This window comes from Bordetella tumulicola (assembly GCF_054779135.1).
Genome location: NZ_BAAGYU010000005.1, coordinates 51688 through 66259 on the forward strand (window position 1 = coordinate 51688; position 14572 = coordinate 66259).

12 protein-coding genes are annotated in these 14572 nt (G+C 60.6%); 7 read left to right on the plus strand and 5 right to left on the minus strand.

Translation table 11 applies throughout. The features are described from left to right. Nucleotides 1-7 precede the first annotated feature (7 nt). The 3 genes from ACYVDM_RS03510 to ACYVDM_RS03520 all read left to right on the plus strand — a co-directional run bounded on the left by ACYVDM_RS03510 (nt 8) and on the right by ACYVDM_RS03520 (nt 3902). Complete coding sequence (locus ACYVDM_RS03510; RefSeq protein WP_415792191.1) at nt 8-1267, plus strand: YeaH/YhbH family protein; 1260 nt, start codon at nt 8-10, stop codon at nt 1265-1267. Then, nucleotides 1264-2829, plus strand: coding sequence for a SpoVR family protein (locus ACYVDM_RS03515; RefSeq protein WP_415792190.1), 1566 nt, complete (start codon nt 1264-1266; stop codon nt 2827-2829). Before ACYVDM_RS03510 ends, ACYVDM_RS03515 begins: the two co-directional genes overlap by 4 nt. A gap of 110 nt (nt 2830-2939) precedes the next feature. Beyond that, nucleotides 2940-3902, plus strand: coding sequence for an NUDIX hydrolase (locus ACYVDM_RS03520; RefSeq protein WP_415792300.1), 963 nt, complete (start codon nt 2940-2942; stop codon nt 3900-3902). Between the two features lie 45 nt (nt 3903-3947). On the opposite strand, the gene ACYVDM_RS03525 is transcribed toward ACYVDM_RS03520, so the two are convergent. Genes ACYVDM_RS03525 through ACYVDM_RS03540 form a run of 4 tightly spaced genes read right to left on the minus strand, consistent with a single transcriptional unit; the run spans nt 3948 to nt 9640 of the window. After that, nucleotides 3948-5345 (minus strand): DUF3526 domain-containing protein, encoded by a 1398-nt coding sequence (locus ACYVDM_RS03525; protein WP_415792189.1) that lies wholly within the window; start codon nt 5343-5345, stop codon nt 3948-3950. Further along, nucleotides 5342-6757, minus strand: a complete 1416-nt coding sequence (locus tag ACYVDM_RS03530) for a DUF3526 domain-containing protein (RefSeq protein WP_415792188.1) — start codon at nt 6755-6757, stop codon at nt 5342-5344. The genes ACYVDM_RS03525 and ACYVDM_RS03530 overlap by 4 nt, the downstream gene beginning before the upstream one ends. Next, nucleotides 6754-7476: an ABC transporter ATP-binding protein gene (locus tag ACYVDM_RS03535; protein ID WP_415792187.1), complete on the minus strand. Its 723-nt coding sequence runs from the start codon at nt 7474-7476 to the stop codon at nt 6754-6756. Before ACYVDM_RS03535 ends, ACYVDM_RS03530 begins: the two co-directional genes overlap by 4 nt. A 16-nt stretch (nt 7477-7492) precedes the next feature. Next, nucleotides 7493-9640, minus strand: a complete 2148-nt coding sequence (locus tag ACYVDM_RS03540; RefSeq protein WP_415792185.1) for a TonB-dependent receptor — start codon at nt 9638-9640, stop codon at nt 7493-7495. Between the two features lie 358 nt (nt 9641-9998). Between ACYVDM_RS03540 and nadC the strand changes: the two genes are divergently transcribed. The 4 genes from nadC to ACYVDM_RS03560 all read left to right on the plus strand — a co-directional run bounded on the left by nadC (nt 9999) and on the right by ACYVDM_RS03560 (nt 13705). Next, nucleotides 9999-10862 (plus strand): carboxylating nicotinate-nucleotide diphosphorylase, encoded by an 864-nt coding sequence (nadC, locus tag ACYVDM_RS03545; RefSeq protein ID WP_415792184.1) that lies wholly within the window; start codon nt 9999-10001, stop codon nt 10860-10862. 54 nt (nt 10863-10916) lie between these two features. Beyond that, nucleotides 10917-11930, plus strand: coding sequence for a Bug family tripartite tricarboxylate transporter substrate binding protein (locus ACYVDM_RS03550; protein ID WP_415792183.1), 1014 nt, complete (start codon nt 10917-10919; stop codon nt 11928-11930). A 150-nt stretch (nt 11931-12080) separates the two neighbouring features. After that, on the plus strand, nt 12081-13019 hold the full coding sequence (lhpI, locus tag ACYVDM_RS03555) for a bifunctional Delta(1)-pyrroline-2-carboxylate/Delta(1)-piperideine-2-carboxylate reductase (RefSeq protein WP_415792182.1): 939 nt from the start codon (nt 12081-12083) through the stop codon (nt 13017-13019). A gap of 107 nt (nt 13020-13126) precedes the next feature. Next, a complete protein-coding gene (locus tag ACYVDM_RS03560; protein WP_415792181.1) occupies nt 13127-13705 on the plus strand; it encodes a YceI family protein in 579 nt (192 codons plus the stop codon). A 96-nt stretch (nt 13706-13801) separates the two neighbouring features. Here ACYVDM_RS03560 and ACYVDM_RS03565 read toward each other — a convergent pair whose 3' ends face one another. After that, the gene (locus tag ACYVDM_RS03565; RefSeq protein WP_415792180.1) at nt 13802-14467 is read right to left on the minus strand and encodes a GntR family transcriptional regulator; all 666 of its coding nucleotides are present in this window, start codon (nt 14465-14467) and stop codon (nt 13802-13804) included. Nucleotides 14468-14572 lie beyond the last annotated feature (105 nt).

Below are 14572 nucleotides of genomic sequence, written 5' to 3' on the forward strand. Positions count from 1 at the left end.
GTGAATCATGAATTCACTGATCGACCGGCGTCTAAATGGCCGCAATAAAAGCGCGGTCAACCGGGAACGCTTTCTCAGGCGATACAAAGACCAGATCCGCAAGGCCGTGCAGGATATGGTGCGCGAGCGGTCCATCGAAGACATGGACCAAGGCGGGGAAATCAACCTGCCCGCTCGCGATATCTCCGAGCCCCATTTCAGGCACGGCCAGGGTGGCGATCGCGAACTGGTGCATCCGGGCAATCGCGAGTTTGTCAAAGGCGACACGTTCCAGCGGCCTAGAGGCGGGCAGGGCGAGGGCGGCTCCGAGCCGGGCGAAGGTGAGTCGGTGGATCAGTTCACCTTTAGCCTGTCGCGCGCCGAGTTCCTGAACCTGTTTTTCGAAGACCTGGAGCTGCCGCACTTGATACGCACCCAGCTGGGTGATGTCGAGCAAAGAAAATGGCAGCGCGCGGGCTACACCACTACAGGCTCGCCGAGTTTGCTGAGTGTCAGCCGTACCCTCAAGGCGTCCTTGTCTCGCCGCGTGGCGCTCACGGTTGCCGCCCGTGCCGCGCTCGAGGCCGCCCAGGCCAAGCTGGATGCCGCCATTGCGGCCAACGCCCCGCAAGCCGAGATTGATGCCCTCACGCAGGAGGTCGAGGACTGCCAGAAACGGTTGGATAACGTGCCCTTTCTCGACGATCTGGATCTGCGCTACCGCAACCGGATATCCGTGGCAATGCCCATGGCTCGGGCGGTGATGTTTTGCTTGATGGATGTCTCGGGCTCTATGGACGAGGGTAAGAAGGATCTGGCCAAGCGCTTCTTTACGCTGTTGTACCTATTCTTGTCGCGCAAATATGAGCACGTCGATGTGGTGTTCATCCGTCATACCGACAATGCGGAGGAAGTCGACGAACAGACATTTTTTTACGACCCCAAGAGTGGCGGCACCATTGTGCTGTCGGCGCTCGAGTTGATGCATGAGATCGTACAGAAACGCTACCCGCCCAGCGCCTGGAATGTGTACGGCGCGCAGGCCAGTGATGGTGACTCGTTTGGGGCTGACGCCGGGAAAAGCGCGCGGTTCCTGGCCGACAACCTGTTGCCGGCGACGCGCTATTTTGCCTACATCGAAGTCCCCGATTCACCCGAGGCCCGAAAAAGCAGTCTATGGGCAGAGTACGAGCAAAAGATGGCGGAGCATTTCGTGATGCGCCGGATCTGCGACCGCGGAGAGATCTATCCCGTGTTCCATGATCTGTTTAAAAAGGAGCCAGCATGAACGCGATCGCAGGTTCTCGTGCCGAGCTGGAGGCTCTCAAAGGCGGTGGGCCCATTTCTGACGGGTCCGAATGGACCTTCGAGTTGATCCAGCGCTATGACGAAGCCATCTCCGAGGTGGCCGAAGAGTTCGGCCTGGACACATATCCCAACCAGATCGAGGTCATCACCTCCGAGCAGATGCTGGACGCGTACGCGTCTGCAGGGCTGCCTATCGGCTACGCACACTGGTCATATGGCAAGGAATTCATCCGCAACGAGCAGTTCTATCGTCGCGGTATGCAAGGGCTGGCCTATGAAATCGTGATCAACTCCAACCCCTGCATTGCCTATTTGATGGAAGAAAACTCCATGCCGATGCAGGCGCTGGTGATTGCGCATGCCTGCTATGGGCACAACTCGTTCTTCAAGGGCAATTACCTGTTTCGCCAATGGACCGACGCGGACAGTATCCTGGATTATCTTGTTTTTGCGCGCAAGTACGTGATGGACTGCGAAAGCCGCTACGGTATCGATGCGGTCGAAGCGCTGCTGGATTCCTGCCATGCTTTGATGCCGCACGGGGTCGATCGCTACAAGCGTCCCGCGCCGGTCTCCTACAAAGAGGAAGCGCAGCGTCAGGCCGAGCGGGCGGAGCATGCGCGTTTGCAATACAACGATCTGTGGCGCACGCTGCCGCGCGTCGAGGCGGATCCGGCAGAGGAAAAACGCCGCGTGGTGTTTCCCCCCGAGCCCGAAGAAAACCTGTTGTATTTCATCGAGAAACACTCACCCAAGCTCGAACCGTGGCAGAAAGAGCTTGTGCGCATCGTTCGTAAAATCGCGCAGTATTTCTATCCGCAGGGACAAACCAAAGTCATGAACGAGGGGTGGGCCACTTTCTGGCACTACACCATTCTGAATCGCCTGCACGAAAAGGGCCTGGTGACAGACGGCTTCATGATGGAGTTCTTGCAAAGCCACACCAACGTGGTCAGCCAGCGCGGTTTCGACGAGCGCGGTTATAGCGGTATTAATCCCTACGCATTGGGCTTTGCCATGATGCAGGACATCCGCCGCATCTGCGAGTCCCCCACCGAAGAGGACCGCAAGTGGTTCCCCGACATTGCGGGCAGCGACTGGATCAAGACGCTGGACTTTGCCATGCGGAATTTCAAGGACGAGTCCTTCATCTCGCAATACCTGTCGCCGCGTCTGATCCGTGAATTCCATTTCTTTGCCATTGCCGATCATGAGGCGAATCCTGTGCTCGAGGTCGCCGCTATTCATGACGATGAGGGCTATCGTCAGATTCGCAAATTATTGGCCGAGCAACATAATCGCGACAATCAGGTGCCAGATATCCAGATCGTGCGTTATCGCCGCGAATCCGATCGTTCGCTCGTGCTGCGGCACCTGCGTGCCCGGGGGCGGCCATTAGTCGCCGAAGACGCGGATCAGGTCATGAAACACCTGAGCCGCTTGTGGGGCTTCAAAGTGCGGCTCGAGGACACTGAACCCGACGGCACCGTGAATTCATACCGCGAGCTGGGAGCGGCATCTCCGTATCGCGAGACAAACTGAACGTTTGGTCCGTTTGTCACGGGGCACCCCTATAATCCGGACCAGTCTTGCGTTTGCTTTGTCATCGCACGCAGGCAGGCCTGTCGCCCGCTTGCGTACCGGAGTTGCTATTGCCCGAATCCGCCGAAAATTTCGTTTCCGCCGAACTGGTTGCCGTCATCGTGGCAGTCACCCAGGGAGAGCCACGTGTCCTGGTACGCACGGCCGATCCTGCCAACGGCGCGCGTGCGAAATTCGGTGGCTTGCCGTCGGGGGCCTTTCAGCCAGGCCATCGATCCTTGCAGGCGGGTATGCGCACCTGGGTAGAGACGCAGACGCACCATCCCCTCGGCTATGTCGAGCAGTTGTACACCTTCGCCGACCACGATCGTTTCGACGACGCGGGCCCGCGCGCTATCTCGGTCAGCTATCTCTGCCTGACCAGAGAGGGTACAGCGACGGGCGCGACGCCTGCCGCGTGGCAGGATTGGTATCGCTACTTTCCCTGGGAGGACAAGCGCGTCAACGAGCCTGCCGTGCTGACCGACGTGATCGTGCCGCGCTTGCGCGAGTGGGTCGCCAATACGCGAGATAGCGAGTTGCGTGCATTGCGCGTGCAGCGCCTGGCGCTGGTGTTTGGGCTGGATGGCGCACCGTGGAACGAAGACATGGTGCTGCAACGCTACGAACTCATGTACGAAGCCGGGCTGGTGACCGAGGCCGCACGGCATACGCCTGCGGCGGCACGCGATGCCGTGCCGGGCGACGCCATGCGCAATGATCATCGCCGTATTCTGGCCACCGGCATCGCGCGTTTGCGCGCCAAGATCAAATATCGACCGGTGGTTTTTGAACTATTGCCTCCCGCGTTCACTTTGCTGCAGCTGCAGCAAACGGTCGAGGCCCTGGCGGGACGCGACTTGCACAAACAAAATTTCCGCCGCCAGGTAGAGCAGCAGGATCTGGTCGAAGAAACCGGCGAGATGGCGGTCGGCACGGCGGGCCGGCCCGCTAAATTATTCCGGTTTCGTCGCGATCTGCTAGCCGAACGCGCGATCGCGGGCAGCAAGTTGCCGCTCTCGCGGCAGGCCTGAAGAAAGATAAGGGCCCGCATCCAGTCAGAATCGGGCATCGCAGCTCTAGAACTGGACCATGCGCCGGCGAGCCTGCCACAGCAATGCCATCAGTACGCCGGTTACTGGCAGCAGGTTACCCAGCAGCACCGGCATCGCGCTGGCTGACAAGGACGAAACCATACGAAACAGCGGAATCTGCGCGTAATCTTGCGGCGCGAGCCCGCGGTAGCTCATGACGCGCGGGACGAAGAAGTCGCGCCATGTTTGTTCGTAGTGGTCCACTGCGTCCATGAAGGCCGTATGATGCGCCGCGCTGATGCCGGCCAGATAATCGGAAGCCTGCAGCAGTGCCATGGGTGGCGACAACCAGGCCCAGCGCTCCAGAAAAGCTGCCTGCGCCAGCCGCTGCTGGTCGAAGCGGCGCATGAAGGGACGGATTTGTTCATCCTGGTACGCAAACCGTGGCAGGAACGTCACCGGCCAGGTGTGCCCGCTGGCAACCCGCGATGCCGCATCGGGATGGTCGGCATACCAGGCCTTGAGGAGTTCAGGCATGCGCACTTCTGCATCCTGCTGGGCCCGTCGTAGTTCCACAATCGCTGCCAGGCGCGAAGGCATCGGATGCCGCGCGGCGGCCAGCGTTTCCAGGCCGGCGGGCACGGCATAGGTCAACAACAACCAGACGATCAGGCCGGTCAAAAGCGATGCGGCGGATGAAATCGGCCATCGCGCAAGCGCGCCGCATAACGCTATCCAGAATCCCGTGTAGGCAGCCAGGCACAGCGTCCACCACAGCACGCCCTGCCAGGCAGCCAGGCCCGCATCACTGGTCATGGCCAAGCCACATGCCAAGCCGGCGGGCAGCCACAATGCGGCCGCACGAATAGCCAGTGCGGCATGGAAGGCTTGCCATGGGCGTGCCGTCTGGGCACACGACGTGCGCCAGATGCCGCGTTCGCGATCTTCCTGTACCGCGCCAGCGCACCAGCCGATCGCCATCAGGGGTATCAGCAGCGCCACCACCGCCGCCAGATCCAGTGCGCCGTACTGTGCCAGCATCGGGTTCGATAGTGTGTCGCTGCGGCGTCCGTCCGCATAGCGGCTTTCCACGGAGACGGCGATGCGGGTGTTCAGCGTGTGGTACGGTGACAGGCTGAGCGCCAAACCCGGACCGGGAGGCAACTGGGCTCGCCCGGCCATGGAACGGCCCAAGGAGAAAGCCTGCATAGCGGCGCGTTTGGGGTCGGTGGTAGCATCGTCGCTCGCGGTGTCGCTCCGTGCTTGCTGAATCAGGACGTTGCGCGTCGTGGCGTCCTGGGCATTGGCTTGCCGCTGTTCTTGGGCGCCATGGGTGGACCATAGCGCGCATAGCGCCAGGACGGCGCAGTAGACGATCAATATCGTTATGGTCGCGCGGCTACGACGAAAGCGTAGCCACTCGGCCCAGAAGATCAGCCTCATGGTTGCCACCGTCGCGCTGCCACACCCAACAGGCCGATGGCGGCCGCGGTCCAGCCCGCTAGCAGTATAAGGTCCGGCCAAGCGGTCCGCATGGTGAATCCTATCGATGGCGGGGTGTAGCGGAACGGGCGCACACTTTGCCAGATCGAATCGGCCGCATACTGGGTTTCATACGAGACTTGTCCGTGCGTATGGGTCATGTCCCATTCATCGATTGCCGTATTGAAGGCTTGGCGGTATTGCTCGGCCTGCTCTTCAAAGTGGCGTTGATGGGCCAGCGACGTGCCGGATAGTGCCGCCGACGTTGCCGCCAGCGGGATGGCCGGGCTGAATACACTGGCCCAGCGCAGTAGACGCTGTTGCCGCATATAGCGTGTCCATAGTGCATCGAAATGATGGGCGTGCACCTTGTCCGCATAAGCATCGCGCAGCAGGCGCCGCGCGGCGTTCACACCAATCGGTACTTGGCTCAGCGATGCAACGCCATACTGACGCAGCAGGCCGGCTTCGAACTTGCGCACCTGGGTGGGCAGATCGGGATCGCCCGGCAAGCCATGCTTATAGTCATGTGCAATGGCGGCCCAGAACTGGCTGGCAGAAGGCAGGGGAACGCTCCCTTTCGCGATAGCGCTGGCCGCGCGCGGCGCCGCGAGTACGAAGACCGCCCACACCACGACCAGTACGAACAGCGCGCTGCGCCCGCCCGTGCTGAGCGCGCCGACGGCCAGACCGAGCGCCGCGGTGATGAGGTAGTAGAGTAGGTAGACCGCGGCCAATCCGGCGATGCGGGGCAGCAGGGCGGCCGACGCCGGATCCCGGATGGCGCCGACGGCCAGCAAGGCAAATACCGGCAGGAATACCGCCACCAGGCAGGCAGCGATGGCCAGCAGCTTGCCCGCAAGAAGTGCGCGATTCGAAACTCCCATGCTTTGCAGCATGCGCAGGCTGCCTTGCTCACGTTCCTGCGTGGCCTGGCTGAAAGCCAGCGCCATGATCAGCAAGGGAAAAAGACTGGCCAAGAGAAAGGCCGGGGTGATATAGCCGAAGCGGGAGCCGGGCCCGCCGTCGGCGGTCGGATTGAAGCGGGCCATGTTGCGGCGATGGGGTTCCAACCAGAGGGCTTGTCCCACATGCGGTTCAATGCCTGGGTCAAAGGCCGACAAGGACACGTCGGGTCGGAACACGTACATGCCGAAATGCGCGCCGCGGTGTGGATGCTTGATGCCCTGCTTGTCCCATTGCGCACGGGTAGTTTCCCCGATTTCCGTGCGCTCGGCCTGCTGGCGCTGTTGCTGCCCCAGCGCGGCCACGTACAGCATGGCCCACATGGCAAGCAGGCCCAGCCCCAGGATCAATACACGTCGGTCGCGACAAAGCGCGAGCAATTCTTTGCGGACAATGATGGCAATCATGGCATGCCCCGGGCGTGGGCCAGATACGTCGCTTCCAGTTCTGCATGGCTGACGCGATGTGCGTCGAACTCTTCCAGCAGGCGGCCGGCCCGCATGATGCCGATGCGATCGGCCACCTGGAGTGCGTTGAACAAATCATGCGTGGCCATGAGAATGCCCAGACCATCGCGCGCGGCGCGCTGCAGTTGTGTCGAGAAATCGTTGGTGGCGGCGGGATCCAGGCCCGAAGTGGGTTCGTCCAGCAGCATGGCGACGGCGCCTTTCGCATAGGCAATCGCCAGCCCGACTTTTTGTCGCATGCCTTTGGAATAGCGCTGCACCCGCACGCCATGCGCATCGAGTTGCAGGCCGGCTTGGGCCAACCGCGCCGCCGCTTCGTTGGCGGACAAGCGCAGCCCGGCCAGTGCGCAGAAGTAGCGTAGGTTTTCCAGGCCAGTCAGGTATGGGTACAGTGCGACATTTTCAGGCAGATAAGACACACGGTCCCGAGCGGCTTCCGGTTGCTGGTCGACACGCCGCCCGCCGACATAGATTTCGCCGGCGGCGGGTCGTACGAAGCCCAGGAAGACGCTCAACGTCGTGGTCTTGCCCGCACCATTGCCGCCCAGCAAGGCATAGATGCAGCCGGCGGGCACGGTCAGGCAGAGACGGTCGATGGCCCGTTTTGCGCCGAAGTTCACGGTCAAGTCGTGCGTTTGCAGTGCAGCGGGTATCGTCATGTTTCGCTGCGCCACGTCAGAAGAAATAACGCATATTCACGCCAACCAGATGCTTGGGTTGCGGCGCGATCCACAGGCCCGCGCTAGTGGCGTAGGCGGCTTCGCTCGCGTAGCGATGCGGCTGCAAGATCCAGTAGGCCGACAGTTGATAGTCCTGGTAGTCGTAGGTGGCCCGAAAGTCGTAGCGAGTGTAGGTGGGCATGGTTTTTTCAGCCAGTGGCGACCCGCTGTAGTACGGAATGTCACGCGTCAGGTAAGCATCGGCGTTCAGGGTGATCCGGCCACCCGCCAGCGGCGTGCCGTATTCCAGGCCAGCCTTGATGATGTCTTTGGGCACGGATAGTCGCGCCCCGGTGCCTGGCAACGGATTCTTGATCTCGGCCTCGATGATGCGGCCGTAGCTGGCATATACGCTGAAGCCCGGATTGAAGCGGTAGCGCGCTTCCAGTTCGAAACCTTTGCGGGTGGTCTCGCCCACCGATGAATACGTATCGGGCGCGGTCAGCACGATCTCGTCTTCATTCTCGGTGTAGTACACGGCGCCGGCAATGGCCCAGTTCTCGCTTGGTGATGCGGTAAATCCCAGATCGTACGATCGGACCTTGGAAGGCGCGATCGAGGTATTGGCCACCCCGCCCGGTGCGCCTAGCGGCCCCAGCGTGCCGCTAGGGCTGATTTGCTGCGCCGCTGGTGAGCGAAAGCCTTCTGCCATGTTTGCATAGATATCCAGGGCGGGTAACGCGCTCCACACAAAACCGAGTTTCGGTGTCACGACGGAGTCGCGATAGCGGGTCGACGCGTCGGGTAGCTTGCGGTTTTCGATGTCATAGTCGAACGCGTCGTAGCGCAGGCCCGCCAGCAGTTTCAGGTTCTCCATTGGTTTGTACTGCCCTTGGGCAAATAAGCCGTACGTGACCAGGTCCATGTTCAAGTTGACCAGGTAGTTGTCGGTAGGATCGCCGTTCGCATAGCGCTGGCGAATGCCATCGCCTTTGTCGCGGCGGAAATCGGCGCCTACGAACAACGCCGCCTTGTCGCCAAAGACGAAGTTGTTGGCGATGCGACCGCCCGCGAAATACCGGTCGTCGCTGCCTACGTTGTGCTGGTCCACCCCGGATGCGGCGCCACGCTCGCGCTTCAGTTGCTGCGCGTACAAAGTGGTATAGAAGCCGGCCTCGCTATTGAGCGGACTGCGATTGAACACGAGGCCAGTCTGCGTATTCTTGCCGAACGCCGGCGTGTCGTACTGCACGTCGCGGAAACCGGCCGCTCCGGACTTCAGATCCGAATACAGCAAATAGCCCGCGGCGTGGTAGCGTGCATGGTAGTGGTTGACGCTCAGACTGTAGCGCCCGCCTTCATAAGGCATCGACAGTTTCCAGAAAAAATTCTGACGCTCGGTGTTGGCGTCATCGCGGTAGCTGTCGGCGCGATAGACATCGGCCACGAAAAGGGATTGGATGTCTTTGTACTGGCCCGAATGGACCAACGTCGCGCGCTGCCCGCCATAGCTTTCAACCGTCGCGCCGATGCTGGACGGAACCTCGTCCCAAGGCGAACTGATGTCGATCGCGCCAGCACGATTCTGGTCGCCGTACAGGGCCGATACAGGGCCTTTGATCACGGTGATATTGCCGATCATGTCGGGAGTCAACCATTCCAGATAGGCCGGCCCGTGCCCCGCTCCGGCTTCGCTGGAAGGCAGGTTTTGCGGTACGCCGTCCACGTACACCGCGGTGTCCGCCCCATGCGTGCCCTGGGTAGCGAAGCCGCGCATCCTGAAGCCGTTGCCGGTATCACCCTGATCGATGTTGTTGGCCACCACCCCGGGCACGCGCCGGAATACGTTCGAGATGTCACGGCCCACATTGATGGTTTGGAGTTCGGACGGCGTAATGACTGTCATGGCCGCGGGCAAACCGGTGCTGTCCACTGTCACGCGATCTCTGGCACCCAACAATTCACGAGACACGTCTTCGCCGCTGACTTCGATAGGGGCGAGCGTCGTCGTCGCGGGCGGTGGCTCATTGGACGGCGCGCCTGAGATTCCCTCGGTTGCGTTCGCTTCGCCAGATGTCAAGCCGGCAGCCACGGCGAAGGCGGCAAAGGCGGGACGCCAAGGAGCGCTGCGAGCAGGAGTGATACTGAGAGGAGGCGTAGACATATTGTTCGGTTTGGTTCGAGCCCAGAGGGGATATATAGAAAAGAAATGTTATATCATAACAATATTGATGAAAAACCCGCCCCGCTTCGCCGTGAAACACCTCCCGCATCCGCCCTGAAACGTTCCACGCGAAAGAAACTAACAAAGAACCACACTGGCGGTTCTTTTCGCATATTCGGGAAAACCGAAGCAATGACTGTTGAGCGACCTTGTTGCTCTCCTGGCCAGGTAACGCCATCGCACCGCGATGGCGTGTCGCAGCGCACCATCGAAAGTGCTTGACACTTACTTATGCTCAAAACTAGCATAATTACTTCTTGCCTGTTTGGCGCTTTTTTTGGTTTCATAAATACTCAAAATGAGCATATTTAACTTTCCCTCCGTTCCTTCGTTGCCGGCCGTTCTTTTGGAACCGCTGGTTCGCAATGCGCTGATCGAAGATCTCGGGCGCGCGGGTGACATCACGACTGACGCCATCGTGCCTGCCGATGCCATAGCAGAAACGCGACTTGTCGCCCGTCAGGAGGGTGTGCTGGCGGGCCTGGATCTGGCGCGCATTGCCTTTGAGTTGGTGGATCCACGGATTCAATTTCAGGCCCGCCTCAATGACGGCGCCGTCTTAAGCCCCGGGGTTGAAATTGCCGTCATTAGCGGACCAGCGCGGGGCATGCTGACCGCAGAGCGCGTGGCGCTGAACTTTCTGTGTCACTTGAGCGGTGTGGCCTCGGCGACCGCGTCGATCGTGCAATCGATACGCGACTATCGCGCTCGCGTGACCTGCACCCGCAAGACTATGCCGGGCCTGCGCGCCGTTCAGAAATACGCGGTGCGAGTCGGAGGTGGCAGCAATCACCGTTTTGGTCTGGACGACGCCGTCCTGATCAAGGACAACCACATCGCGATTGCTGGCGGGGTACATCAGGCCGTTGAGCGTGCTCGCGCCGCCATCGGGCATCTGGTCAAGATCGAACTGGAGGTCGACACGCTGGCGCAACTGAGCACCGCACTGGAGGTGGGGGTAGAGGTGGTCCTGCTGGACAACATGGGACCCGAGATGCTGCGTGAGGCCGTGCGCATGGTCGATGGCCGCGCAATTACCGAGGCCTCGGGCCGCATCACCCCCGAGACCGCGCCGGCGCTGGCCGCGACGGGCGTGGATTTGATGGCCATCGGCTGGCTGACTCACAGCGCGCGCGTGCTGGACATCGGCCTGGATAGTTAACTTCAATTCCTACTTGTCTGGCGCCGTCAATCACGCGCCAAGGACGTTAAGATCATGAATCTCCCGCGACGTATCGTCATTCCTCTGCTGTCCATATTGACGGGGCTGGCAACTGCGCTGGGCCTGACGGGCTGGCTATCGGCCACCGGTCTCAACGCCCACGCTGCCGAGGTTTTCCCCAATCGCCCCATCACCATCATCGTCACGTTCCCTCCCGGCGGCGGCACGGATCTGTTGGCGCGCAAACTGGGAGCGCTGATGCAGGAGCGCCTGGGTCAATCCGTCGTGGTCGAGAACCGGCCGGGCGCCAGTGGCAACATCGGTGCGCGTGCCGTCGCCGATGCGCCGGCCGACGGATACACCTTGCTGATGGTGAACAGTTCGTTTGCGATCAACCCGGGGGTGTATGGTCATCTGGGCTTCGACCCCAAGGCGGATTTTCGCGCCGTGATCAACGTGGCATTTGTGCCATCCGTGCTGGCAGTACTGCCTGACTCTCCGTATCACACGTTGGCCGACTGGATGGCCGCGGGCCGCAAGCCACAAGCGATACTGCCGTTCGCATCCTGCGGTAACGGTACTCCTCAGCATCTGGCTGGGGAAATGCTGAAGATGAAAGCGCACCTGCCCGTGCTGCACGTGCCCTATCGCGGCTGCGGTCCGGCGTTGAATGACGTTTTGGCGGGGCAGGTGCCAATGGGTATCGTGACGGCTTCCAGCGCATCTCCGTTCTTGCAGGCCGGCCGGCTGCGCGCCTTGGCGGTGACATCGCCCGAGCGTTCCGTGTTGATGTCCGATGTGGCTACCGTGGCAGAGCAGGGCATGCCGGGTTATGAGCTGGATCAATGGCATGGACTGCTGGTACCGGCAGGCACACCCGAGGATGTCGTCGCCAAACTCAATCGCACCGTCGCGCAGATCATGAAGCGATCCGACGTACGGCGCGATTTGCTGACATTGGGATTTAGCCCGACGACCAGCACGTCTGGGGAGTTCCAGTCGCTGATCAGCCAGGATATCGACCGGTTTGCTTCGTTGACGCAGAAAATAGGTCTCAGGGCTGACTAGCGCGTTGGCGCGTGTACCGCCGCCCGCATTTACCTTGATAGGGTCGCGGCTGGAGGGCGGCGAATTTTCCGATTGATGCCCACGCCGGGCGGCGATTGAGGTAGTCTCGTCAGTTGAATTCGCAAAAATAGCTGACCCTACAGGACCGCCATGCAAATTTTTGACAGTCGCCAGACCGCTGCGGGATTGCCGTTTGATGCCTTGATCACTGCGCTGGAGCGCGTCTTCATCGAAGGCTGCAATGTGCCGCGACGGCACATTCATTCGATTCAGAGTCAGGATGGCGAGGCGACGTTGCTGCTCATGCCGGCCTGGCAGGAAAACGGCTTGCTGGGTATCAAGCATGTCACGATCTACCCCCAAAACGGTAAGCGCGGGCTGCCCGGTCTGCATTCGACCTATACGCTGTTTGATGCGTCCAATGGTGTGCCCGTCGCGGTGCTGGACGGTGATCAAATTACCGTGCGCCGTACGGCTGCGGCATCGGCGCTGGCCGCGAGATATCTCGCGCGTGCAGAGGCATCTCGCTTGCTGATCGTGGGGGCTGGCAATGTGGCCGCCGCCATCGCGCCCGCTTACGCCGCCGTGCGGGATTTGCGGCGAGTCGACGTTTGGAACATTAACCCCGATAGAGCCAAGCAATTGGTGTCCCGCCTGCGTGATGAGGGATTTCAGGCAGAGGTCGCCATCGACCTGGAGCAAGCTGTCGCCCAAGCCGATATCGTAAGCTGCGCGACGCTGTCGACCCAGCCGCTGGTGTTGCGCAAATGGTTGCGGCCCGGGACTCATCTCGACTTGATCGGCAGTTTCAAGCCGGATATGAGAGAGTCTGACGATGCGACATTCTCGGGCACCTCCGTCTTTATCGATACCGAAGAGGCCCTGGATAAATCGGGTGACCTGCTTGCGCCGATTGCGGCAGGGCTATTTGCGCGCGATCGCGTGTTGGGCACGTTGGCGGACTTGTGCCATCAACGTCATCCCGGTCGAACGTCCGACGACGAGATCACGGTGTACAAGGCGGTAGGCGCTGCCTCCGAGGATCTCGCCGCCGCGGCCCTGGTCTATCAAGGCCAGTCCGGCCAGTGACCCGCTATCGGCCCAGTTCGAAGGCGGCTTCGACCAACGGCTTTGCCCAATCTGGCGTCGCGCGCTTGATGCCCCGACTTTACGACTTCACCCACTAGGATATGTGCATGAAACCTACTCAAATTTCCGCGATCGCCCTGGCTTTCTCTGCTCTCGTTGCAGGTTCGGCTATCGCCGCGCCGCAAACCTATGTGGTAGATCCCTCCCATACGTTTCCTCATTTTTCGTATACCCACATGGGGATGTCCAAACAGACGCTCAGCTTCAAAAAGACGTCCGGGACGGTCGTGCTGGACAAAGATACCCGCGAGGCTAAGGTCGACGTCACCATCGACATGAAGTCGGTGAATACGGGTGTCGACGACTTTGATGATCACATTCGGGACGCCGATTTTTTTGACACAGCCAAGTTCCCGACGGCCACTTTCAAATCAACAAAAGTGGTCTTCGATGGTGATCGTCCGGCCAGTATCGAAGGCGATCTGACGATTAAAGGCATTACCAAGCCGATCACGCTGACCGTGACGTCCTTTTACAGCGGTGAGCATCCCATGCTGAAAAAGCCGGCGATTGGCGCTAACGCGACGGCCGTGATCAAACGCACCGAATTTAACGCGGGCAAGTATGCGCCTGCCGTGAGTGATGAAGTGACGCTGAATATCGCACTCGAAGCCGTCACCGAGTAACGCCACCGAACGGTGGCAACAACCTAAGGCGCCCTGCTATGAGTGGGTGCTGTATTCAAGGCCAATCTGACGTAGCGTGATGGTGTTCATACGTATTCAGGACGCCAGTACTTCGCCCAAGCGCTCCAGCAAGTTGCTGCGCGCCCGGACCGTGTGCTGCTCCGTCAGTTGCACCGCACGTTCGGCATTGCGGGCATTGATGGCGTCGGCAATGTCCGCGTGTTCTTGCCAGATGGAGTCGCGCTGCGCCGACGATTGCAGCACGGCGCCCATCACGCGGCGCAAATGTACCCAGTGCAGGTGGGCGCTTTCGGCGATCAGCGGATTACCGCAGGCCCGATAAACGGCGTTGTGAAAGGCAATATCCGCATCAATCATGGCCTTGATGTCGTTGCCGCGCGAAGCCTCTCGGCCCTGGGCAATCAGGCTGCTATCTATCGTGCTGCCTCGTTGCGCGGCCAGCCTGGCCGCCAGCGCATCCAGCGCACCACGGACTTCGTACAAATTGCCTATCCATTCGATATCCAATGGCGCTACCAGCACGCCACGGCCTGGCGCATCTTGTACCAGACCATCTTTTTTCAAAAGGCGAAGTGCCTGCAGGACGGGAGAGCGGGACACGGCAAACTGTTCGGCGATTTCCTCTTGTGTGAGGCGCGTACCGGGGGCGAGCGAGCCATCGCTGATTGCGTCGAGCAAGACCCCGTAGACCTCGTCCACATAGTCGGGACGAACCTGAACTTTGTCGAATTTAAGCGCCATGAAGGTCACCGTTTGTACTTTGGATTCAGAGTATAGGGGTGGTGGGGTGGCGTCAATTTAGACATGTCGTGGGCCAAGAGTGAGCGGCATGTATTGGATTTGTCG